Here is a 21,227-nt window from a genome sequence, read left to right as displayed (position 1 = left end):
GCTTTGCGACAAAGTCGGTAATTGTAGCGGCGTCAGGTGCCGCCTGTCAGTTGCAGACTACGTCTATCTTCGCCGTTTGGACGAAATGTAGTGGTAACCATAAAAACCAGCCGTTTTTTTGTGGTTATGTAGTGCCGAAACGCGGTGGTGTTACGGAGGGTTACAGACATCGTCTAACAGTCGTCGAAAAATTGACTGCGCTGAAAGCCCCGGATTTACTGGGCTTGAGAGAGGCGTAATTTTTTTGAACGGAATTTTGTTACCGATTTCGCGACAAGCGCGCATTGCTACAGGAGGTTGTCGGCGGCATAATGTAGCCCCTTTTTTCTGCCCCTACATGTGGAAGGTTACCGTGACTCAGAAGCCCGACCAGTGTCTTGGTGAATGGATCGACCGTGAAGCACTCGCAGAAGCGATGATTCCGCTTATCGGTCAGCTCTACCGCAATAACAACGTGGTGAGCTCGATCTATGGCCGCAGCCTGATCAACCAGTCTGTCATCGCGATTCTCAAAGCTCACCGCTTTGCGCGCCACCGTTCTTCCGACGACAGCGAACTCTCCGTCCACGAAACATTCCCGCTGCTCAAAGCCATGAGCGAGCTCAAGCTCGGCGCGGCTTCGGTAGATCTGGGCAAGTTGGCGTTCAAATTCCGCAACGAAGGCAATGGCCGCAGCGCCGAGCAGTTCGTTCGTGAAGAAATGGCTGACGTGGTTGGCCAGCAAAACGCTTCCGCACGTAAAGGCACCGACGTTGTGCTGTACGGCTTCGGTCGTATCGGCCGTCTGCTGGCGCGCATCCTGATCGAAAAAACCGGTGGTGGCGACGGCCTGCGTCTGCGCGCCATCGTCGTGCGCAAAGGCGCCGAAAACGACCTGACCAAACGCGCCAGCCTGCTGCGTCGCGACTCGGTACATGGTTCGTTCAACGGCACCATTACCATCGACGAAGAAAACAACACCATCACTGCCAACGGTAACCTGATCCAGGTGATCTACGCGAAGAACCCGACTGAAGTGGATTACACCCAGTACGGCATCAAAGACGCGCTGCTGGTGGACAACACCGGTGTATGGCGTGACGCCGATGGCCTGGGCCAGCACTTGCAGTGCCCGGGTATCGACCGCGTCGTTCTGACCGCGCCTGGCAAAGGCAAGCTGAAGAACATCGTTCACGGCATCAACCACGGTGAAATCACCGCTGACGACAAGATCGTCTCCGCCGCTTCCTGCACCACCAACGCCATCGTGCCGGTGCTCAAAGCTGTGAATGACAAGTTCGGCATCATCAATGGTCACGTCGAAACCGTTCACTCGTACACCAACGACCAGAACCTGATCGACAACTTCCACAAGGGCGATCGCCGTGGTCGTAGCGCCGCGCTGAACATGGTCATCACCGAGACCGGTGCTGCCACCGCTGCTGCCAAGGCCCTGCCTGAGCTGGCCGGCAAACTGACCGGTAACGCGATCCGTGTTCCAACGCCAAACGTGTCGATGGCCATTCTCAACCTGAACCTTGAGAAAGCCGCCACCCGTGAAGAGATGAACGAGTACCTGCGCTACATGGCGCTGCACTCCGATCTGCACAAGCAAATCGACTTCGTCAATTCGCAGGAAGTGGTTTCGACCGACTTCGTCGGCTCGCGCCACGCCGGTGTAGTCGACGCTGAAGCGACCATCGTGCAGGACAACCGCGTTGTTCTGTACGTCTGGTACGACAACGAGTTCGGTTACAGCTGCCAGGTTATCCGCGTGATGGAAGACATGGCTGATGTGAATCCGCCAGCGTTCCCGCGCTAAGCGATAGCTGCACATGAAAACGCCCCGACTTTGGTCGGGGCGTTTTTGTTTGTGTGCCTTTTAGAGTTGTGTTGTCAGTGCTGGCCCCTTCGCGAGCAGGCTCGCTCCCACGCTGGATCTGTGTCGCTCAGAAAATCCCCTGTGGGAGCGAGCCTGCTCGCGAAAGCGTCCTATCGGGCGCCGCCAGGCACGGCTGCTTGCGCCGTGCGCAGTTCATGCTTGTTGCCACGAAACAACACCAGCGTCGCAATCAACCCCAACACCGCCGCGCCACTCAGCCAGATCCCCGGCGCAGCCTTGTTATCCAGCACATGAATCAGATACGTACACGCCGCCGGGGTAAACCCGCCAAACGTCGCCGTCGCCAGGCTATAGGCCAGCGAGAACCCGGTCGTACGCACTTCCACCGGCATGATCTCGGTCAGCGCCACCACCATCGCACCGTTGTACGAGCCGTACAGGAACGACAGCCACAACTCGACGATCAGCAAATGGCTGAAACTCGGGTTCGCCACCAGCCACGACAGCGCCGGATAGGCTGTAAGAATCGCCAGAATCGTCGCCGCCAGCAGTAGGGGTTTACGTCCGATCTTGTCAGACACCGAACCCATCACCGGCAACCAGAAGAAGTTCGACAGACCGATACACACCGTCACCAGCAACGCATCGAAGTCCGACAAGTGCAGCTCAGCCTTGCCGAAGGTCGGGGTGTACGCGGTGATCAGGTAGAAAGACACCGTGGTCATCACTACCAGCGCCATGCCAGCGATGACGATGCCAAAGTTCTGACCAATCGAGCGGACAATTTCCCGCAGGGTAGGGCGATGTTTCCGTGCCTGGAATTCCGGGGTTTCTTCCAGCGAACGACGAATGACGAAGATCACCGGCACAATCATGCAGCCGATCAGGAACGGCACGCGCCAGCCCCAGTCACCCATTTGTTCCGGGCTCAGCCAATGGTTGAGACCTACACCGAGCAATCCGGCGAAGACCACCGCTGCTTGCTGGCTCGCAGACTGCCAGCTGACAAAGAAGCCCTTGCGGCCCGGTGTGGCGATTTCTGCCAGATACACCGACACACCGCCCAGCTCCACGCCGGCCGAGAAGCCTTGCAACAAGCGACCGAACAGTACGAGCAGCGGTGCGGCGACGCCGAGGGTCGCGTAGCCCGGCACACAGGCAATCAGCACCGTACCGGCAGCCATCAGCGCGAGGGTGATGATCAGTCCTTGGCGACGACCATGGCGGTCAATGTAGGCGCCGAGGAAAATCGCCCCCAGCGGACGCATCAGGAAACCGGCACCAAAAGTAGCCAGCGAAAGCATCAGCGAAGCGAAGGCACTGTCGGTGGGGAAGAAGGTTTTGGCGATGGCCGTGGCGTAAAAGCCATAGACCATGAAGTCGAACATTTCGAGAAAGTTGCCGCTGACAACGCGAAAGATCGCTTTGCCTTTGCCCGTGGTGGAGGACATGTTCAGGTACTCGCTATTGGATTTTGTATAGAGATGTTGCAGATCCTTTAATTCATAATGGCCGCCGCGGTTTTACGGAGAGATGAATAATTGTTCACTGGACGCTTGTTTTGGCTTGTGATGCTGGCTGGCGTATTGGCTGGCTGCGGTAATGGCGAGTCCATGGAAAGCTTCGGCGGGCCTACCATGGGTAGCACGTATTCGATCAAGTACCTGCGTCACGCAGGCATGCCTGAAGCGACGCAGGTTCGCAGTGAGGTGGAGGGCATCCTTGGCGAAGTCGACCGGCAGTTATCCACCTATCGCAATGATTCGGACATCGAGCGCTTCAACGCTTTGCCCGCCAACAGCTGTCAGAAAATGCCTGCGTCGGTACTCGAATTGGTCCGAACTGGCGAACAACTCTCAGCGCAAAGCGAAGGCTCCTACGACCTGACTGTTGAACCGCTGATGAACCTCTGGGGCTTTGGCCCGCAAGGTCGTGAAGAGAAAGTCCCTGATGCCGCTGCGCTGGCCGAGGTGATGCAGCGGGTTGGTCACCAGCATCTGCATATCAATGGCGATCAGTTGTGCAAGGATGCCGCCGTCGAGGTCGATTTCAACAGCATCGCCGCTGGTTATGCCGTCGATACTATCGCGGCGAGACTCGACACCCTCGGTATCCACGATTACCTCGCAGAAGCCACGGGTGAGCTAAAGGCAAAGGGTCGCAAGCTTGACGGCTCATCGTGGCGCATCGCTCTGGAAGAGCCCCGCGACGATCAGCAAGTCGCCGAGCGCATCATCAATGTCGACGGCTACGGCGTTTCCACCTCCGGCGACTACCGCAACTATTTCCTGCAGGACGGTCGGCGCTATTCCCACACCTTTGATGCCCGCACGGGGGCACCGGTCCTACACAGCCTGGCGTCAGTCACGGTGATTCATCCTTCAGCGCTGATGGCTGATGGACTATCGACGCTGTTGCTGATTCTTGGCCCGGAAAGGGCGTGGGACTATGCCGAAAAACATGAGATTGGTGCATTCTTTGTAATTCGTGCCGATACAGGTTTTGTCGTCCGCACCAACACGGCTTTCGAACGCCTCAGTGGCAAGAAAACTGACTGAGAACAATACGAAAGCTGGCGTTGTAGTGCAGGCAAAAGTAGCCTACGACGCGACCAAGGGTTAATGTGCGCGGCGTTGACGCTTCTATAGACTGTGTCCGGGTTCTTGATTGACCCCCAATTGTTCCTTCGCGCCGCCGTTCGGCGTGATTTAGCCGCCGGTGCTGCTGGCACCGCGGCCTGTTCTGAGGAGTACGCATGGCTGTCTACAACTACGACGTGGTGGTGCTGGGTTCCGGCCCGGCGGGAGAAGGCGCGGCAATGAACGCCGCCAAAGCAGGGCGCAAGGTCGCGATGGTCGACAGCCGTCGCCAGGTCGGCGGCAACTGCACCCACCTCGGTACCATCCCGTCCAAGGCACTGCGTCACTCGGTGCGGCAGATCATGCAGTTCAACACCAACCCGATGTTCCGGGCGATCGGCGAGCCACGCTGGTTCTCCTTCCCGGACGTGTTGAAAAGCGCTGAAAAGGTTATTTCCAAACAAGTCGCTTCGCGTACCGGCTACTACGCCCGTAACCGCGTCGACGTGTTCTTCGGCACCGGCAGCTTCGCCGACGAACAAACCATCGAAGTGGTCTGCGCCAACGGTGTGGTCGAAAAACTGGTGGCCAAGCACATCATCATCGCCACCGGTTCGCGTCCTTATCGCCCGGCGGACATCGATTTCCACCACCCGCGTATCTACGATAGCGACACCATCCTCAGCCTCAACCACACCCCGCGCAAACTGATCGTTTACGGTGCCGGCGTGATCGGTTGCGAATACGCGTCGATCTTCAGCGGTCTGGGTGTGCTGGTCGAGTTGGTCGACAACCGTGGTCAGTTGCTGAGCTTCCTCGACTCGGAAATCTCCCAGGCGTTGAGCTACCACTTCAGCAACAACAACATCACCGTGCGCCACAACGAAGATTACGATCGCGTTGAAGGTGTCGATAACGGCGTGATCCTGCACCTCAAGTCCGGCAAGAAGATCAAGGCCGACGCCTTGCTCTGGTGCAACGGCCGTACCGGTAACACCGACACGCTGGGTCTGGAAAACATCGGCGTCAAGGTCAATAGCCGTGGCCAGATCGAAGTCGACGAGGCTTACCGTACCTGCGTGCCGAACATCTACGGCGCCGGTGACGTGATCGGCTGGCCGAGCCTGGCCAGTGCCGCCCACGACCAGGGTCGTTCGGCCGCTGGTAGCATCGTTGATAACGGTAGCTGGCGCTTTGTGAATGACGTGCCGACCGGCATCTACACCATTCCGGAGATCAGCTCGATCGGCAAGAACGAGCAGGAGCTGACCCAGGCCAAAGTGCCGTATGAAGTGGGCAAGGCGTTCTTCAAGAGCATGGCGCGTGCGCAGATCGCCGGCGAGCCGCAAGGCATGCTGAAGATCCTGTTCCACCGTGAAACCCTGGAAGTGCTGGGCGTTCACTGCTTCGGTTACCAGGCTTCGGAGATCGTCCACATCGGTCAGGCGATCATGAGCCAGCCGGGCGAACTGAACACCCTGAAGTACTTCGTCAACACGACGTTCAACTACCCGACCATGGCTGAAGCCTATCGGGTAGCGGCGTACGACGGCCTCAACCGGCTTTTTTGACGGGCTCCGGCCGGTGGCCTGAGCCGGCCGGGGAGACCGATTTCAGCAATTCTCGAGGGTGGCAGTGGCCAAACCGGGAAAGTCTGTAATCAGGCTGTCAACGCCGAAGTCGGCGAGTCTGCGCATCAGCGCAGGCTCGTTGACGGTCCACACCGACACATGCAGCCCCTGACGCTGCGCCTTCTGCAGGCGTTCCGGCGTACACAGCGTCCAGTTCAACGCGAGAATCTCACAGCCATAGCTGGCCGCGACCTTCAAGGGGTCGAGCCAGGCGTATTCGGCGACCAGTCCCCGTGACACATCCGGCACCAGATCCAGCGCCGCTTTCAGCACTTCCCGCGAACTCGAGGTGATCGTCACCTTGTCGAGCAGGCCATGCCGTTGGGCCATTTCACGAATCGCCAGCACGGTGGTTGCCGCGCGAGTGCGTGAAGCGCTTTTGACTTCCAGTTGCCAGTGATCGAAATCGCACTTTTCGAACAGCTCTTCCAGCGTCGGAATCGGGCACGGCTTGATCCAGCCCGGGCCGCCCTTGCGCGCGTCGTAGGTCACCAGCTCGGCGGCGGTGTGCTCGACGACTTTGCCACGACGTTCCGTGGTGCGCTTGAGGGTCGGGTCGTGGATGACCATCAACTCGCCGTCCTTGGACAGGTGCAGATCGAGTTCGCAACGGCGTACGCCGTGCTTGAGACATTCCTGAAAACTGCTCAGGGTGTTTTCCGGTGCTTCGCCCTTGGCGCCGCGGTGGCCGTAGATGAGGGTCACGGTGCTTCCTTAAGTTAAATGCCAGATTCGTTCTGTTCGCGGGCCAGACGTCGTTCCTGTGCCTGCTTCTGCAAGATATAGCGGGCGAGCAACTGGCGCTGGGCGTCGGTCAAGTGTTCGAACTCGGTGCCAACGTCGTACCCCTCGCCCTTGCGGTCGCAATGGGTGACACGGGCGCGCAGCAGCAGGCCCAGCGCTTGCGGCATCAGCACCAGTTTCACCGACAGGTGTGCGCCGGTGGCGATCGGCGTCGGATACTGAAAGTCGATCCCGCCTTCAGAGATGATCACCGGTTGCGGCTCGCCGATATGGCCGAGCACGGTCAGGGCGACCACCTGGCTGAGCAGGTCGATGCGCTTGTTCTGGGATTTCAGGAACGCGGCGATGGCCCGGTCGCGCTCGCTGATCTGGCGCAACAGGTGCTGCGACTCGAATTCGCTCAGGTGCAGTTCGCTGAGCAGGTTGAAGAGTGGGGAAGCATCCTGCAACACTTCCTGGCCTGCGGCTTCGGGAGCGGACAGGGGCCGAATTTCCAGTGCGATCGTGTCCTCGATACGGTAGTATTCGCGGCGATCTTCTTCATCTAATGTCGACATGGCGAACCCATGGTAGCGGCGGTGGTCTGAGTGTAAAGCTGGTTATCGACCCCCGCCACAAGGACGTTCCTTTTCCCTCCGAACAAGCCCCGACATGTTCAGACCTCTCTTCGTATTTATCGGCACGCGTTATACCCGTGCAAAGCGTCGCAATCATTTTGTGTCATTCATTTCCCTGACTTCGATGATCGGGCTCGCCCTTGGCGTGGTCGTGATGATCGTCGTGCTCTCTGTGATGAATGGCTTCGATCATGAGATGCGCACCCGCGTGCTGGGCATGGTGCCCCACGCGACCATTGAATCCACCGAACCGATCAACGATTGGCAAAGCCTGGCCACCAAGGTCAAACAGAACCCGCAGGTGACGGCAGTTGCCCCGTTCACCCAGATGCAGGGCCTGCTGACCAATAACGGTCAGGTGTCCAAGGTGTTGCTCAACGCCATCGACCCTGCGCTCGAGCGCAATGTGTCGATCATCGACAACTTCATGAAGCAGGGCAAACTCGACGATCTGACGCCGGGCAGCTTCGGTATCGTGATTGGCGACAAGGCCGCGACCAAACTCGGCGTGGGCATCGGTGACAAAGTCACCTTTGTTGCGCCGGAGGTCAGTGTGACCCCGGCCGGGATGTTTCCGCGCATGAAGCGTTTCACCGTGGTCGGCATTTTCCATGTCGGCGCCGGTGAGCTCGATGGTTATCTGGGTGTGACCAACCTGCAGGATCTGGCGAAGATGCACCGCTGGAAGCCTGATCAGGTGCAGGGCATTCGCCTGAAGTTCGACGACCTGTTTCAGGCGCCGCGCGTAGCATGGAACATCGCCCAGCAACTCGGCGAGGATCATTACTACGCCCGCGACTGGACGCGCACCCACGGCAATCTGTATCAGGCGATCCGCATGGAAAAAGCCATGATCGGCCTGCTGTTGCTGCTGATCGTCGCCGTCGCTGCGTTCAACATCATTTCCACGCTGGTGATGGTGGTGAATGACAAGAAGGGCGACATCGCCATTCTGCGCACATTGGGCGCGACGCCGGGCACGATCATGCGCACGTTCATGGTGCAAGGCACGGTGATCGGCGTGGTCGGTACGGCGATTGGCGCGGTGCTCGGGATTCTCGCCGCGCTTAATGTCAGCGCCGCGATCTCGGCACTGGAAGGCCTGATCGGCCACAAATTCCTTAATGCTGACGTGTATTTCATTGATTATCTTCCGTCGCAGGTGCAGAGCCAGGACGTGGTCATGGTCTGTGCGGCGGCGTTGGTCCTGAGTTTTCTCGCCACCCTGTATCCCGCCTGGCGTGCCGCGCGCACCCAGCCGGCGGAGGCGCTACGTTATGAGTGAGTCGGGCATGAGTGAACAAGCAATCTTGAGCTGCCGCAACCTGGGCAAATCCTACGAGGAAGGCCCGGAATCGGTAGAAGTACTGGCCGGCCTGCAACTGGAGTTGCACCCGGGCGAGCGTGTGGCGATCGTCGGCACCTCGGGTTCGGGCAAAAGTACGTTGCTCAACCTGTTGGGCGGTCTCGATACGCCGACCAAGGGCAGCGTCTGGCTCGACGGTGAAGAGCTGTCGGCACTGAGCGAGAAGAAACGTGGCCTGCTGCGTAACCGTTCGCTCGGTTTCGTTTACCAGTTCCACCACTTGCTGCCGGAATTCACCGCACTGGAAAACGTCTGCATGCCGCTGCTGATCGGCAAGACGCCGATCCCGGAAGCCCGTCAGCGCGCCACGGCATTGCTGGAACGCGTCGGCCTCGGTCATCGCCTGGAACACAAACCGGCGGAATTGTCCGGTGGCGAGCGTCAACGTGTGGCCATTGCTCGCGCTCTGGTGAACAAGCCAGGTCTGGTGATGCTCGACGAGCCGACCGGCAACCTCGACTCCCACACCGCCCAGGGCATTCAGGATTTGATGCTGGAACTCAGCACCTCAATGCGCACCGCGTTTCTGGTGGTGACTCACGACATGAATCTGGCCCGCCAGATGGATCGCGTACTGCACCTGCAAGAAGGTCGCCTCACGCCTATCTGATTGGCTGAAACCCGGCGCCTGCAAAGGCGTCGGGTCTTTTATTTTTATACGGTGCCCCAGCGAATGTTCAGACCGTTATCGATCTTTATCGGCACGCGCTATACCCGCGCCAAGCGCCGCAATCGCTTTGTTTCGTTCATTTCGATGACCTCGATGATCGGCCTCGCCCTCGGCGTGCTGGCGATGATCGTGGTGTTGTCGGTGATGAACGGCTTCCAGCGCGAAATGAGCTCGCGCATCCTCGGCATGGTGCCGCACGCGACCATCGTTGGCGTCAAGCCGATCGATGACTGGCAGCCAGTGGCCGCCGCCGCGATGAAAAATCCTGAAGTGACTGCCGCCGTGCCGTTCACTGAGATGGAAGGCATGCTCTCCTACAAGGGCTTGATGCAGCCGATCCAGATCAGCGGCGTCGATCCGGCGCAGGAAGGCAAGGTCTCCATCGTTGCCCAGCACATTGTTCAGGGCCGTCTGGATGCCTTGAAACCCGGCGAGTTCGGCGTGGTGATTGGTGAAATCACCGCGCGGCGATTCCGCCTCAATGTCGGCGACAAAATCACCTTGATCGTCCCGGAAGTCAGCACTGCGCCGGGTGGCATCACCCCGCGTATGCAGCGACTGAACGTGGTCGGCGTATTCAAGGTTGGCGCCGAACTGGACGGCTCAATGGGCCTGATCCACGTCGCAGATGCCGCGACCATGCAGCACTGGGAGCCGAATCAGGTGCAGAGCGTGCGTCTGGCGGTGAAAGACCTGTACGCCGCACCGAAAGTCTCCTCGGACATCGCCGCCGGTTTGGGTGCGGACTTCAAGGCTGACGACTGGACCCACACCCAGGGCAGTCTGTTCAGTGCGATGAAAATGGAAAAAACCATGATCGGCCTGCTGTTGCTGATGATCGTCGCGGTGGCGGCGTTCAACATCATCGCGACCCTGATCATGGTGGTGAACGACAAGGGCGCGGACATCGCGATTTTGCGTACCATCGGCGCCACGCCACGGCAGATCATGGCGATCTTCATGGTGCAGGGCACGGTGATCGGCATTGTCGGTACGATCATTGGCGGCGTGTTGGGCGTGATCGCCGCGCTGAATGTCAGTCAGATCGTGGGCTGGATCGAGCGAGTCAGCGGGCAGCATATCTTCAGTTCGGATGTGTATTTCGTCAGCAATCTGCCGTCGGAATTGCAGGGTGGGGATGTGCTGTTGATCTGTTCGGCGGGCTTTATTCTGAGCTTTTTGGCGACGGTGTATCCGGCCTGGCGGGCGGCGAAGATCGAGCCGGCTCACGCGCTGAGATATTCTTAAGCGATTCCATGCTCGTTCCCACGCTCTGCGTGGGAACGCCTCAACGGACGCTCCGCGTTCGGCTCTGGAAGGGACGCGGAGCGTCCCGGGCTGCATTCCCACGCAGAGCGTGGGAACGATCAGGTTCGAGGCAACTCAATCACAAACCGCGTCCATCCCGCTTCAGATTCGCAACGAATTTGCCCACCATGGGCGCGGACGATGGATTGAGTAATCGCCAGCCCCAATCCCGCATGCTCATTGCTGCCTTCCTGTCGCGCCGGATCGGCCCGATAAAATCGATCAAACAGGCGTGGCAACAACTGCGCAGAAACTCCCTCGCCACTGTTTTCGACTGAAATGCGCACAACGCTCGCTTGATCAACGATCCGCAAGCTCACATAACCCTCAGCCGGGGTAAACCGCAGCGCGTTATCCAGCAGATTCGACAAGGCCCGGCGCAACATGCTGCGATCACCTGCGATCCGTGCATTGCCGTCGCGCGTCAGCTTGACCCCGGCGTCCTCCGCCAGCGGCGCAAAAAACTCCAGCAGCAGATCGGTTTCATCCGCCAATTCCAAGGGTTCGCGCTTGGGCATCAGCAAACCGTGATCAGCCTTGGCCAGGTACAACATGTCGTTGACCAATTGCGCCATCCATTGCAGTTCTTCGAGATTGCTGTGCAGCGCTTCGCGGTAATCCTCGATTGGCCGTGGGCGGGTGAGGGTGACCTGAGTGTGAGTGAGCAGGTTCGACAGCGGTGTACGCAGCTCATGGGCGATGTCAGCGGAAAACGCCGAGAGCCGCTGAAACGAGTCGTCGAGGCGTGCGAGCATGGCGTTGAAGCTGTGGGCCATTTCCGCAAGCTCGGGCGGCATTTGCGCTTCCGGCAGTCGGGCATTCAGCGATTGTGCGGAAATCCCACGGGCGACCGCGCTCATGCGTCGCAATGGCCGCAAGCCGCTGCGTGCGGCCCAGGCACCGAGCAAAGCGGTGGCCAGCGCTGACAACCCGACGGTCAGCCAGATCAGGTGCTGCATGCGTTGCAGGAAATGCTGGTGATGGGTGATGTCCAGCAGCAAGTTCAATTGCGGTGAATCGGCTTTTTCCGGGTAGAGCGGGGCGTTGAGCACGCGATAGTCGGTGCCGTCGTGACTCACGGTCGACAGGCCGGATTCTGGCGGCAAATCCTGGGGAATCTGCGTCGAGCTGTCGTACCAGCGTTGGCCGTCACTGCCGGTGATGCGCAGCGACAGATCGGCCTGACGACTCAGCTCATCCGCCAGCCGCGCCTCACGTTGAGCAGGTTGAAGATCCTGCAGGGCGCGGCGCAGGCCGATCAGTTTGCCGTCCAGTTGCTGTTGATCGAGTTCAATGAAGTGCGCCTCGCTGGCGCGGTTGAACAGCACCCCGGCAAACAGTGAAACCACGGCGGTGCAGGCGGCAAACAACAGGGCCAGGCGCGAACTCAGGGACAAACGACGCATCAGGCGCCACGCTCTTCGAGCACGTAACCCATGCCGCGTACGGTGTGGATCAATTTGTTGGGAAACTCGTCGTCGATTTTCAGACGCAAACGGCGGATCGCCACTTCGATGACATTGGTGTCGCTGTCAAAATTCATGTCCCAGACTTGCGAGGCGATCAGCGATTTCGGCAGCACTTCGCCCTGGCGACGCAGGAGCATCTCCAATAGTGCGAATTCCTTGGCGGTCAGGTCGATGCGCTGACCGCAGCGTTCAACCCGGCGGCGGATCAGGTCCAGGCGCAAATCGGCCAGTTGCAGGCTGGTTTCCTGCGGTGTGGCACTGCCGCGACGCAACAGGCTGCGCACCCGCGCGAGCAGTTCGGAGAAAGCGAAGGGCTTGACCAGATAGTCGTCGGCACCGAGTTCGAGGCCATGAACCCTGTCTTCCACGGCGTCTTTGGCCGTGAGAAAAAGTACCGGCGTATCCAGCCCGGCGCTGCGCACTGCTTGCAGAATCTGCCAGCCGTTGCGTCCCGGGAGCATCACGTCGAGGATCAGCAACGCGTAGTCACCGCTCAGTGCCAGTTGCTGGCCGCTGTTGCCGTCGGCCACCAGTTCCGTGTTGAACCCGGCCTCGGTCAGGCCCTGGCGCAGGTATTGGCCGGTTTTCGCTTGGTCTTCGACGATCAACAGTTTCATGAGCAGCTCGGGTTTATTCGGGGGGGTAGAAACTAAAGCTTTATACCGTGAGCGCTGGCGTCAAACGCCAACCTGACAAAGTTGTAATCTGCCTGTCAGGTAGATGCCAGCGCAGGCCGGCTAAAGTTTCCCATAAGCTGAACCTTATCTTGTTGGAGAACGACCATGTTTTTACGCCAATCCCTGGCCATCTGTTTGTTGGCAATGAGTTCGACGGCGTTTGCAGCTCCCGCGCACACCTATGATTTCGGCCAGCCAGCACCGGCCGCCAAAGCCTCGCGCAGCATTGAAGTGGTGATGGGCGATATGTCCTTCGATCCCAAGGCGATTCAGATCAAGGCCGGTGAGACCGTTCGCTTTGTGCTGGTGAATAAAGGCCAATTGCTGCACGAATTCAACCTCGGCGACGCGGCGATGCATGCCAAACACCAGCAGGAAATGTTGCAGATGCAGCAAAGCGGCATGCTCACGCCTACTGGCATGAAGGAAATGTCCCACGACATGGCGGGTATGGATCACGCGGCGATGGGCCACGGCATGAAGCACGACGATCCCAACAGTGTGTTGGTCGAGCCGGGCAAAACCGCCGAACTGACCTGGACCTTCAGCAAGGCGACCAGCCTGGAATTCGCCTGCAATATTCCCGGGCATTATCAGGCGGGCATGGTCGGCAAACTGACTGTCAGTCAGTAAGCACTCAAAGGCGCGGGCAAAGGCTGGTAGAATCCGCTGATTCTTCAGTCAGGTTTCTGCCATGCATCCCGCAGCCGAACACTCGCCGCTGGGCAAATCCAGCGAATACATCGCCACGTACACGCCGTCCCTGCTGTTCCCGATTCCGCGCACCGCGAAATGGGCCGAGCTGGGTCTGACCGCCGAAACCCTGCCGTATAAAGGTGTGGATTTCTGGAACTGCTTCGAGTTGTCGTGGCTGCTGCCGTCGGGTAAACCGGTGGTGGCGATCGGCGAATTCAGCATCCCGGCGGATTCGCCGAATATCATCGAATCGAAGTCGTTCAAGCTGTATTTGAACTCGCTGAACCAGACGCCGTTTGCCGACGTCACTTCTTTGGAAGCAACGCTGGTCAAGGATTTGTCGGCCGCTGCCGGCAAACCGGTGGGTGTACGGGTTCGCAGCCTGAAGGATGTTGAAGCGGAGGGCGTCGTGGCGCTGCCGGGCGTGTGCATCGACGATCTGGATATCAGCGTCAGCAACTATGAGCATCCGCGCCCGGAACTGTTGCGTTGCGATGAATCGCGGGTTGTCGAAGAGACGGTCTATAGCCACCTGCTCAAATCAAATTGCCCGGTGACCAGTCAGCCGGACTGGGGCACAGTGGTGGTGGAATATCGTGGCTCGGCGCTGGATCATGCCAGTCTGCTGGAATATATCGTCAGCTTCCGCCAGCATTCGGACTTCCATGAGCAGTGTGTGGAGCGGATTTTCCTTGATCTGCAGCGACTGCTGAAGCCAGAAAAGCTGACGGTATTTGCCCGTTACGTGCGTCGCGGCGGTCTGGACATCAACCCGTATCGCAGCACTGAAAGCGTACAGCTGCCGAATCACCGCCTGGTGCGCCAATAAGATCCAGAATGTGCGATATCCAATGTGGGAGCGAGCCTGCTCGCGAATGCGGTGTGTCATTCAACGTTGATGTCGACTGACACGACGCCTTCGCGAGCAGGCTCGCTCCCACAGGGGACTGCATTGCAAATCGTAGACATGAAAAAGCCCTGCCAGTGATGGCAGGGCTTTTTGCGTTTCGGCGGGAATCAGATCCCCATGCTGCCCAGCGCATTGACGATGTTGCGCAGGGTGCCGGCTATGGTTGGATGGTCAACTTCAAAGCGTTCAACGGCGAGGTTCACGCCGTCGGCAATATTCGAATCGTTGGTCTTGGTTTCGAGTTCAAGTTCCAGTTCAATCTGCGCCATCAGCGCATGCAAATCCTCACGCTCGGCTTCCGACAGCGGCGGATTCTGCTCCAGCTGCTCGCGCAGGGTCTCGAGCTGTTTTTGCAGTTCTTGGGCGGGCATGGTGGTTTCCTTTTATCAATAGGCACTGGCATTGACCGCAGCCGCGCGCCAAAGGTCTATGGCTGACCTTTAGATTAATCCACTCCCGGCAAACCTGCATGATCCCGGTCAGGGCTTTTCACCTTTGAGGCGGCGCAGGCTGATGTCTGCCAGGCAGGTGTCGAGTTCGCCCAGATGATCGATGACCGAGTGCACGCCCAGCCCGAATAACTGCACGGTCGCCTTGCCACGCAACTGTTCGCGTTCTTTCTGGCTCAAGGCTTGCCATTCGCTCGGCGCCAGGCCGCACAGGGAGCCGCAGGAGGCGAGGCCGATGGTCCATAGCCCGGCATTCAGGCCGGCCTGCAGCAGGCGCGGTTCGCCACTGACCAGTACGCAGCCGTCCAGAGTGGCGACGTTCAGGTCCATCAAGGCTTGCCAGCAGGCATTTGGCGCAGGCCACGGATTGAGTGTTGCCGAATGTTGCGCAGGTTTGATCGACGCCGGCAGTAAGGCCGACAACGATTGGGCGAGGGCAGGGGGCAGTTCATCCAGCCAGGCGCAGGGAATCTGCTGGCGCTGCAAATTGTGCAGGCTGTCGAGCGCGCCCGGTGTGGCTTCGGCATGCTCGGGCAGGGCGATCGTCTGTTGCCGGGCGCGAGCACCGAAATCCACCAGACAACCGCTGAGTCCAAACAGTACGGCGGTCAGGCTGGACGTGGCGACGGGCAAGGTTTCGGCGTGTGTCATGGCAACGTCCCTGAAATAGCGCTAAGGCTAGTCATTCCAGGTGACAGTTGCGTGACGGCTATGTGAAGCTCGGGGTGGGAAGCGTCCTACAACTTTGCACAATTGGCTGACTGTCCAAACGGGCATTTGCGCTTATACTAGCGGCCTTAATGCCCGGGCCCCGATGTCCGCGACAGTACATATCCAAGGAGTTTTTCTATGCGCTGGAGCTATCCGCTCGCTCAGCTAAGTGTATGTGCCGGTCTGTTGCTGGCGCCGTTCGCCACTCAGGCAGCAACGGAAGAAGACCCTTGGGAAAGCGTCAACCGCCCGATTTTCCAGTTCAACGACTTCGTTGACACTTACGCGCTGAAGCCACTGGCCCAGGGCTATGAGTTTGTCACGCCGCAGTTCCTCGAAGACGGCATCCACAACATGTTCCGCAACGTCGGTGACGTCACCAACCTTGCCAACAACATCCTGCAAGCCAAACCGGCTGCTGCGGGCGTCGACACCGCTCGCCTGATCTTCAATACCACTTTCGGTCTGCTCGGCTTCTTCGATGTCGGTACCCAGATGGGCCTTAACCGTAGCGACGAAGACTTCGGTCAGACCCTCGGTTACTGGGGCGTAGGTAGCGGTCCGTACGTGATGCTGCCGCTGATGGGGCCGAGCACGTTGCGCGATGCGCCGTCCAAGTACGTCGACAGCTACACCGGTATGTATCGCTACATCGACCACGTGCCTACGCGTAACTCGATCTTCGGTCTGAACATCGTCGACACCCGCGCCAGCCTGCTGTCGAGCGAGAAGCTGATCAGCGGCGACAAGTACACCTTCATCCGCAACGCTTACTTGCAGAACCGCGAGTTCAAAGTGAAGGATGGCCAGGTCGAAGACGATTTTTAATCTCGACCGGTAAAAACAAAGGCGACCTCAGGGTCGCCTTTTTTGTGTGCAGCTATTTCATCTTGAGGATGGTCAGGCCGAGTTTCTGGCTGCCACCATCCTGTGCCCTGACCCAGACCACTTCGGTCTCGGCTTCAAGTCCGCTGAGCGCCGCGTGTTCGGAGTCGATGCGCACGCTCAAGCGGTCGCCGACCGCGAACTGGCGCGGCGCTTCGACCTGCATGCCACTGCTGGAGAGATCGATGCACACCCCTGAAATCTGATCGCCTTCATGAATCAACACGACATCGGCATCGACCCGCATGCGGATGAAATCGCGCTTTTCACTGTAGTCCCGACTGGTTTGACTCATAGGTTCGTCCTTCCATTGGGTTACGGTTTGAGCTGTTCTTATAACTCTCGGTGATTTGACAAGTAAAGTCGTCAAGCGACCATCGGCGCATGCTTGAAACGCTCTGCGGATGGGAGTACCGTCTGCGCCATAGAAGGGCACCTCTGGTGTAACCGCGTTTGCAGCCAATGCTCGAAAGCGGTGCAGTAGAGAGGCTAGAAAGCGAATCCAGTAGTCTGCGCAGGGCCGAATGCCCCGCCAACTACGCCAACCTAATTCTGGCGCCGTTTGCCCACATGCCAAAAACCAGTGCCACGCTGCTGATAATCGATGATGACGAAGTAGTGCGCGCGAGCCTCGCGGCCTATTTGGAAGACAGTGGTTTCAGCGTCCTGCAGGCCAGCAACGGCCAACAGGGTCTTCAGGTATTCGAGCAAGACACGCCCGACCTGGTCATCTGCGATCTGCGCATGCCGCAGATGGGCGGTCTTGAACTGATCCGTCAGGTCACCGAGCGGTCGCCGCAGACGCCGGTGATCGTGGTGTCGGGTGCCGGCGTGATGAACGACGCGGTCGAGGCCCTGCGCCTGGGCGCGGCGGACTACCTGATCAAGCCTCTCGAAGATCTGGCTGTGCTCGAGCACTCTGTGCGCCGGGCCTTGGATCGTGCGCGCCTGCTGGTGGAAAACCAGCGCTACCGCGAGAAGCTGGAAAAGGCCAACCGCGAGCTTGAGGCCAGCCTGAACCTGCTCCAGGAAGACCAGAACGCCGGTCGCCAGGTGCAGATGAACATGCTGCCGGAAAGCCCGTGGAGCATCGACGAATTCAAATTCGCGCACCAGATCATCCCGTCGTTGTACCTGTCGGGGGATTTTGTCGACTATTTCCGTGTCGACGAGCGCCGGGTTGCTTTCTATCTGGCGGATGTATCCGGTCATGGCGCCTCTTCAGCCTTCGTCACCGTGCTGCTGAAGTTCATGACCACGCGCCTGTTGTTCGAATCCAAGCGCAACGGCACTTTGCCGGAATTCAAGCCTTCGGAAGTCCTTGGTCATATCAACCGGGGGCTGATCAGTTGTAAGCTGGGTAAACACGTCACAATGGTCGGTGGAGTCATCGACGAGGAGACCGGTTTGTTGACCTATAGCATCGGCGGCCATCTGCCGTTGCCTGTGTTGTACACGCCTGACAGTGTTCGTTATCTCGAAGGGCGTGGTCTGCCGGTGGGACTCTTCAATGAAGCCACCTACGAAGACCACGTGCTTGAGCTGCCGCCGACGTTCAGCCTGACGCTGATGTCCGATGGCATTCTGGATCTTTTGCCAGAACCTACGCTCAAGGAAAAAGAAGCCGCTTTGCCTCAACGGGTGAAGTCGGCGGGCGGCAGCCTGGATGGTCTGCGGCAAGTTTTTGGATTGGCCACGCTAGGGGAGATGCCGGATGATATCGCCCTGTTGGTGTTGAGCAGGAATCTTTAATGAGTACCGGTAGAATCCAGTTCGCCGAGCAGGACGGCACCTTCGTCCTGAAATTCGTCGGTGAAGTTCGCCTGACCCTGTGTTCGGCGTTGGATGCGACTATTGAGAAAATCTTCACCGCGCTGAATTTCAACGCGATCGTGATCGATTTGACCGAAACCCGCAGCATCGATAGCACGACGTTGGGCCTGTTGGCCAAACTGTCGATCCTGTCGCGGCAGAAGGTCGGCCTGCTGCCGACTGTCGTCACCACCCACGAAGACATCACCCGTCTGTTGCAATCGATGGGCTTCGAGCAGGTGTTCAACATCGTCAACCACCCGGTGCCATGCCCGGAGTGCCTGGACGATCTGCCGGATCAGGACCAGTCGGAAGAAGTGGTGCGGATCAAGGTGCTCGAAGCGCACAAGATCCTCATGGGCCTGAACGATTCCAATCGTGAAGCGTTTCATGATCTGGTGAATGCTCTGGAAAGGCATTAAGTGATGCCGATCGGACGGGCCTCTTCGCGAGCAGGCTCGCTCCCACACTGACGCGGCGTCGATCACCAATCCCCCTGTGGGAGCGAGCCTGCTCGCGAAAGCGGTCGGCAAGAACACTAAAATTATCCAGCACCCACAAAAAAGGGCGAACCCTCACAGGTTCGCCCTTTTTGCATTTCACCCACTCAAATCACAGCTTGGCCTGCAGCAGCGCCTCAAGCTTCTCCTGGTCGCGAGCAAACTGACGAATGCCCTCAGCCAGTTTCTCGGTGGCCATTGCGTCCTCGTTGGACAACCAGCGGAATTGCGCTTCGTTGAGGCTCAGACGGGCTTCACCGGCGTTGCCCGGTGCCAGTTTGCGCTCCAGCTTGCCGGTGTCGGCCGCCAGTTTGTCGATCAGGTCCGGGCTGATGGTCAGGCGGTCGCAGCCGGCCAGTTGCTCGATCTGATTGAGGTTGCGGAAGCTCGCGCCCATGACCACGGTCTTGTAGTCATTGGACTTGTAGTAGTTGTAGATGCGGGTGACCGACTGTACGCCCGGATCATCGGCGCCGGTGTAGTCGTTGCCGTTGGCCTTCTTGTACCAGTCGTAGATGCGGCCCACGAATGGCGAAATCAGGAACACGCCAGCGTCAGCGCAAGCGGCGGCCTGAGCGAAGGAGAACAGCAGGGTCAGGTTGGTCTGGATGCCTTCCTTCTCCAGCACTTCGGCGGCGCGAATGCCTTCCCAGGTCGAGGCGATCTTGATCAGTACGCGATCACGGCCAATGCCGGCCTTGTCGTACAGCTCGATCAAGCGATGCGCGCGTTTCAGCACGGCATCCTTGTCGAACGACAGCCGCGCATCCACTTCGGTGGAGATGCGGCCCGGAATCACTTTGAGAATTTCCTGACCCACTGCGACGCCGAAACGGTCGCTGGCCAGGCCGACATCGCCCTTGCAGTCGCTGACGCAGGCGTTCAGCAGCTCGGCGTAGGCCGGAATGGCCGCCGCTTTGAGCAGCAGGGAAGGGTTGGTGGTGGCGTCGACCGGTTTGACACGGGAGATCGCTTCGAAGTCGCCGGTGTCGGCAACAACGGTGGTGAATTGTTTGAGTTGTTCCAGCTTGGAAGTCATGGGCGTGCTCTGTCCTATGGGTCTGATGACATTACCCGAGCGCTGACAGCCACTCAAGGGCGGGTACGTGTATCGATGGCCCCTGCGGCAACAACCTGAAAACGATTGTTTGAAAGGTGGGGCGGGTTATCGATGAATACGATGCCAAAACGGCCAACAGGTTCAAAGTAACCGACCTGCGTACAGGCCGGTTGTGCATGCGCTACTGGGCGTTCAACAGGGCTTCGACGGACATCCGTGCCGGTTTCGGCTGACCGTCAGAGGTCAGCAGGCCGAAGTTCTTCTCGCGATCGTTGCTGCCCGAATCACTGTTCTTCCATTCGTAGATGGAGGTCAGCGGGATGTTGAGTTTTTTAACATCGCCAATAAACGCGTTGATCTTGCTCGCTTGGCCTTCAGGCCCGCCGTTGGAAGCAAGTGCCGAGATACCCCACTCACTGATGATCCCCGGCACATGAAAGTTCTGCTGAATGAAGTTCTGCGCGTTGCTGATCTGCGTAGCCGTCATGCCATAGGGGTGATAGGACACGGCGCTCAGGCATTTGGGGTATTCGCTGACGATGCGGTTAAGCGCCACGGTCGCAGCCGAGCCTGCGCTGGGTGGACGGGCGAAGCCGTAACCGATCACCGGCGTCGATGGCGGTTGCTCCTGCAGCGACTTGCACACACCGCTCATGAACGGCACAAACGTGGTGTCGAAATTGCGCGTCGGCCAGTAGGTTTCCAGGTCCGGTTCATTCCATAACTCGATCGCCACCAGTTGCGCGCTGTACGACTGTTGCAGCCCGGTCACAGCTTTGGCGAAACCTTCACCGGCAGTGGTCAGCTCGGCGCTCGATGTGGCGGGCAACGCCTTGATCGCGCGGACCGTCAGCAACACCGGCAGGCCCGCAGATTGCGCCGCCGCAAAGGCGTCGCTGACCTGTTTCTGATAAGCCTTGGCGGTCAGGCTGTCGCTCCACACACCGAAGCGGACAAAACCGAAGCCTGCCGATTTGATCTGCGCGGCGTCGGCGGCCGTGAAGTTCTGGATCTTCACCTGCACGCCGATGTTCTTCGCCGGAAGGTTGGGCAACAGTTCGCTGGCGTGAGCCTGAGTTGTAGCCCCGGCCACCATCAGTGCCAACGCGCCGAGTTTTTTGAGATGTGTTGTTTTCATGTCTGCTCTCCCGAAGAGAAGTGACAACTGCGAATAAATGATCTCGTTGCTCAATTTTCGAGTGAGGTGATGGCACTAAGTGCGCGAATGTTATTTTTTGTCGGAAAACAATCAGCCGAAAATCACAGTTATTTTTAGTCCGTTAATAGTGGTTGGGGGGCTTTTAAACGCTGTGGTACTTAA

The 21,227-nt window shown here is 58.8% G+C and carries 21 protein-coding genes and 1 pseudogene; 11 read left to right on the top strand and 11 right to left on the bottom strand.

The features are described 5' to 3' along the window. Window positions 1–337: 337 nt before the first annotated feature. Complete coding sequence (locus HU718_RS20745; RefSeq protein ID WP_016986741.1) at window positions 338–1,801, top strand: glyceraldehyde-3-phosphate dehydrogenase; 1,464 nt, start codon at window positions 338–340, stop codon at window positions 1,799–1,801. A 170-nt stretch (window positions 1,802–1,971) separates the two neighbouring features. On the opposite strand, the gene HU718_RS20740 is transcribed toward HU718_RS20745, so the two are convergent. Then, window positions 1,972–3,273 (bottom strand): MFS transporter, encoded by a 1,302-nt coding sequence (locus HU718_RS20740; RefSeq protein WP_186615766.1) that lies wholly within the window; start codon window positions 3,271–3,273, stop codon window positions 1,972–1,974. A gap of 120 nt (window positions 3,274–3,393) precedes the next feature. On the opposite strand from HU718_RS20740, the gene HU718_RS20735 reads away from it, so the two are divergent. Next, entirely contained in the window at window positions 3,394–4,380 is a 987-nt protein-coding gene (locus tag HU718_RS20735; protein WP_186615865.1) for an FAD:protein FMN transferase, read from the top strand. A gap of 197 nt (window positions 4,381–4,577) precedes the next feature. Further along, window positions 4,578–5,972: a Si-specific NAD(P)(+) transhydrogenase gene (gene sthA, locus HU718_RS20730; protein WP_038362239.1), complete on the top strand. Its 1,395-nt coding sequence runs from the start codon at window positions 4,578–4,580 to the stop codon at window positions 5,970–5,972. A 42-nt stretch (window positions 5,973–6,014) separates the two neighbouring features. Here the strand turns inward: sthA and HU718_RS20725 are convergent, their stop codons facing one another. Continuing rightward, window positions 6,015–6,737, bottom strand: coding sequence for a glycerophosphodiester phosphodiesterase (locus tag HU718_RS20725; protein ID WP_095121056.1), 723 nt, complete (start codon window positions 6,735–6,737; stop codon window positions 6,015–6,017). A 14-nt stretch (window positions 6,738–6,751) separates the two neighbouring features. Continuing rightward, on the bottom strand, window positions 6,752–7,333 hold the full coding sequence (locus HU718_RS20720; protein WP_016986736.1) for a PilZ domain-containing protein: 582 nt from the start codon (window positions 7,331–7,333) through the stop codon (window positions 6,752–6,754). 94 nt (window positions 7,334–7,427) lie between these two features. On the opposite strand from HU718_RS20720, the gene HU718_RS20715 reads away from it, so the two are divergent. The 3 genes from HU718_RS20715 (at window position 7,428) to HU718_RS20705 (ending at window position 10,677) form a co-directional block, all read left to right on the top strand. Then, the gene (locus HU718_RS20715; protein WP_150730818.1) at window positions 7,428–8,678 is read left to right on the top strand and encodes a lipoprotein-releasing ABC transporter permease subunit; all 1,251 of its coding nucleotides are present in this window, start codon (window positions 7,428–7,430) and stop codon (window positions 8,676–8,678) included. After that, complete coding sequence (lolD, locus tag HU718_RS20710) at window positions 8,671–9,369, top strand: lipoprotein-releasing ABC transporter ATP-binding protein LolD (RefSeq protein ID WP_016986734.1); 699 nt, start codon at window positions 8,671–8,673, stop codon at window positions 9,367–9,369. The genes HU718_RS20715 and lolD overlap by 8 nt, the downstream gene beginning before the upstream one ends. Window positions 9,370–9,432: 63 nt before the next feature. After that, entirely contained in the window at window positions 9,433–10,677 is a 1,245-nt protein-coding gene (locus HU718_RS20705; protein ID WP_034156425.1) for a lipoprotein-releasing ABC transporter permease subunit, read from the top strand. Window positions 10,678–10,796: 119 nt separating this feature from the next. Here HU718_RS20705 and HU718_RS20700 read toward each other — a convergent pair whose 3' ends face one another. Together HU718_RS20700 and HU718_RS20695 are read right to left on the bottom strand one after the other, a co-directional pair. Next, window positions 10,797–12,143, bottom strand: a complete 1,347-nt coding sequence (locus HU718_RS20700) for a heavy metal sensor histidine kinase (RefSeq protein ID WP_186615768.1) — start codon at window positions 12,141–12,143, stop codon at window positions 10,797–10,799. Further along, complete coding sequence (locus HU718_RS20695) at window positions 12,143–12,823, bottom strand: heavy metal response regulator transcription factor (protein ID WP_150708079.1); 681 nt, start codon at window positions 12,821–12,823, stop codon at window positions 12,143–12,145. Before HU718_RS20695 ends, HU718_RS20700 begins: the two co-directional genes overlap by 1 nt. Before the next feature lie 165 nt (window positions 12,824–12,988). Between HU718_RS20695 and copI the strand changes: the two genes are divergently transcribed. Together copI and queF are read left to right on the top strand one after the other, a co-directional pair. Next, window positions 12,989–13,516: a copper-resistant cuproprotein CopI gene (copI, locus tag HU718_RS20690; protein ID WP_122607472.1), complete on the top strand. Its 528-nt coding sequence runs from the start codon at window positions 12,989–12,991 to the stop codon at window positions 13,514–13,516. 61 nt (window positions 13,517–13,577) lie between these two features. Next, the gene (gene queF, locus HU718_RS20685) at window positions 13,578–14,408 is read left to right on the top strand and encodes an NADPH-dependent 7-cyano-7-deazaguanine reductase QueF (protein WP_186615770.1); all 831 of its coding nucleotides are present in this window, start codon (window positions 13,578–13,580) and stop codon (window positions 14,406–14,408) included. A 25-nt stretch (window positions 14,409–14,433) separates the two neighbouring features. Here the strand turns inward: queF and HU718_RS29695 are convergent. From HU718_RS29695 to pcrP, 3 genes and pseudogenes are all read right to left on the bottom strand, one after another. After that, window positions 14,434–14,532 (bottom strand): annotated as a pseudogene (locus HU718_RS29695) (metal ABC transporter ATP-binding protein); the annotation flags it as partial. Window positions 14,533–14,596: 64 nt separating this feature from the next. Further along, window positions 14,597–14,860 (bottom strand): DUF4404 family protein, encoded by a 264-nt coding sequence (locus HU718_RS20680; protein WP_116256590.1) that lies wholly within the window; start codon window positions 14,858–14,860, stop codon window positions 14,597–14,599. A gap of 108 nt (window positions 14,861–14,968) precedes the next feature. Next, on the bottom strand, window positions 14,969–15,589 hold the full coding sequence (pcrP, locus tag HU718_RS20675) for an HAD superfamily inactivated hydrolase PcrP (protein WP_186615772.1): 621 nt from the start codon (window positions 15,587–15,589) through the stop codon (window positions 14,969–14,971). 198 nt (window positions 15,590–15,787) lie between these two features. Here pcrP and HU718_RS20670 point away from each other — a divergent pair, with 198 nt between their 5' ends. Continuing rightward, the gene (locus HU718_RS20670; RefSeq protein ID WP_095121066.1) at window positions 15,788–16,477 is read left to right on the top strand and encodes an MlaA family lipoprotein; all 690 of its coding nucleotides are present in this window, start codon (window positions 15,788–15,790) and stop codon (window positions 16,475–16,477) included. 52 nt (window positions 16,478–16,529) lie between these two features. On the opposite strand, the gene HU718_RS20665 is transcribed toward HU718_RS20670, so the two are convergent. After that, on the bottom strand, window positions 16,530–16,829 hold the full coding sequence (locus tag HU718_RS20665; RefSeq protein WP_186615774.1) for a PilZ domain-containing protein: 300 nt from the start codon (window positions 16,827–16,829) through the stop codon (window positions 16,530–16,532). Window positions 16,830–17,104: 275 nt separating this feature from the next. Here HU718_RS20665 and rssB point away from each other — a divergent pair, with 275 nt between their 5' ends. Then, on the top strand, window positions 17,105–18,286 hold the full coding sequence (rssB, locus tag HU718_RS20660; RefSeq protein ID WP_095050481.1) for a two-component system response regulator RssB: 1,182 nt from the start codon (window positions 17,105–17,107) through the stop codon (window positions 18,284–18,286). After that, window positions 18,286–18,768: an anti-sigma factor antagonist RssC gene (rssC, locus tag HU718_RS20655; protein ID WP_003226553.1), complete on the top strand. Its 483-nt coding sequence runs from the start codon at window positions 18,286–18,288 to the stop codon at window positions 18,766–18,768. The genes rssB and rssC overlap by 1 nt, the downstream gene beginning before the upstream one ends. Before the next feature lie 190 nt (window positions 18,769–18,958). Here rssC and tal read toward each other — a convergent pair whose 3' ends face one another. Together tal and HU718_RS20645 are read right to left on the bottom strand one after the other, a co-directional pair. Beyond that, window positions 18,959–19,885, bottom strand: coding sequence for a transaldolase (gene tal, locus HU718_RS20650; protein WP_102902254.1), 927 nt, complete (start codon window positions 19,883–19,885; stop codon window positions 18,959–18,961). Between the two features lie 202 nt (window positions 19,886–20,087). Beyond that, complete coding sequence (locus HU718_RS20645; RefSeq protein WP_186615776.1) at window positions 20,088–21,044, bottom strand: cellulase family glycosylhydrolase; 957 nt, start codon at window positions 21,042–21,044, stop codon at window positions 20,088–20,090. Window positions 21,045–21,227 lie beyond the last annotated feature (183 nt).

This window comes from Pseudomonas tensinigenes (assembly GCF_014268445.2).
In the GTDB taxonomy this organism is placed as follows: domain Bacteria; phylum Pseudomonadota; class Gammaproteobacteria; order Pseudomonadales; family Pseudomonadaceae; genus Aquipseudomonas; species Aquipseudomonas tensinigenes.
The sequence above is the reverse complement of the archived record's forward strand: the minus strand, read 5'-3'. Positions and strand labels throughout refer to the sequence as shown.

Coding starts and splice junctions, on each gene's coding strand:
- pcrP (WP_186615772.1), bottom strand. CDS start 15,589: ATGACACACGCCGAAACCTTGCCCGTCGCCACGTCCAGCCTGACCGCC.
- queF (WP_186615770.1), top strand. CDS start 13,578: ATGCATCCCGCAGCCGAACACTCGCCGCTGGGCAAATCCAGCGAATAC.
- HU718_RS20720 (WP_016986736.1), bottom strand. CDS start 7,333: ATGTCGACATTAGATGAAGAAGATCGCCGCGAATACTACCGTATCGAG.
- tal (WP_102902254.1), bottom strand. CDS start 19,885: ATGACTTCCAAGCTGGAACAACTCAAACAATTCACCACCGTTGTTGCC.
- lolD (WP_016986734.1), top strand. CDS start 8,671: ATGAGTGAGTCGGGCATGAGTGAACAAGCAATCTTGAGCTGCCGCAAC.
- rssC (WP_003226553.1), top strand. CDS start 18,286: ATGAGTACCGGTAGAATCCAGTTCGCCGAGCAGGACGGCACCTTCGTC.
- sthA (WP_038362239.1), top strand. CDS start 4,578: ATGGCTGTCTACAACTACGACGTGGTGGTGCTGGGTTCCGGCCCGGCG.
- copI (WP_122607472.1), top strand. CDS start 12,989: ATGTTTTTACGCCAATCCCTGGCCATCTGTTTGTTGGCAATGAGTTCG.
- HU718_RS20705 (WP_034156425.1), top strand. CDS start 9,433: ATGTTCAGACCGTTATCGATCTTTATCGGCACGCGCTATACCCGCGCC.
- HU718_RS20670 (WP_095121066.1), top strand. CDS start 15,788: ATGCGCTGGAGCTATCCGCTCGCTCAGCTAAGTGTATGTGCCGGTCTG.
- HU718_RS20740 (WP_186615766.1), bottom strand. CDS start 3,273: ATGTCCTCCACCACGGGCAAAGGCAAAGCGATCTTTCGCGTTGTCAGC.
- HU718_RS20700 (WP_186615768.1), bottom strand. CDS start 12,143: ATGCGTCGTTTGTCCCTGAGTTCGCGCCTGGCCCTGTTGTTTGCCGCC.
- HU718_RS20745 (WP_016986741.1), top strand. CDS start 338: ATGTGGAAGGTTACCGTGACTCAGAAGCCCGACCAGTGTCTTGGTGAA.
- HU718_RS20665 (WP_186615774.1), bottom strand. CDS start 16,829: ATGAGTCAAACCAGTCGGGACTACAGTGAAAAGCGCGATTTCATCCGC.
- rssB (WP_095050481.1), top strand. CDS start 17,105: ATGCCAAAAACCAGTGCCACGCTGCTGATAATCGATGATGACGAAGTA.
- HU718_RS20680 (WP_116256590.1), bottom strand. CDS start 14,860: ATGCCCGCCCAAGAACTGCAAAAACAGCTCGAGACCCTGCGCGAGCAG.
- HU718_RS20715 (WP_150730818.1), top strand. CDS start 7,428: ATGTTCAGACCTCTCTTCGTATTTATCGGCACGCGTTATACCCGTGCA.
- HU718_RS20735 (WP_186615865.1), top strand. CDS start 3,394: ATGCTGGCTGGCGTATTGGCTGGCTGCGGTAATGGCGAGTCCATGGAA.
- HU718_RS20645 (WP_186615776.1), bottom strand. CDS start 21,044: ATGAAAACAACACATCTCAAAAAACTCGGCGCGTTGGCACTGATGGTG.
- HU718_RS20695 (WP_150708079.1), bottom strand. CDS start 12,823: ATGAAACTGTTGATCGTCGAAGACCAAGCGAAAACCGGCCAATACCTG.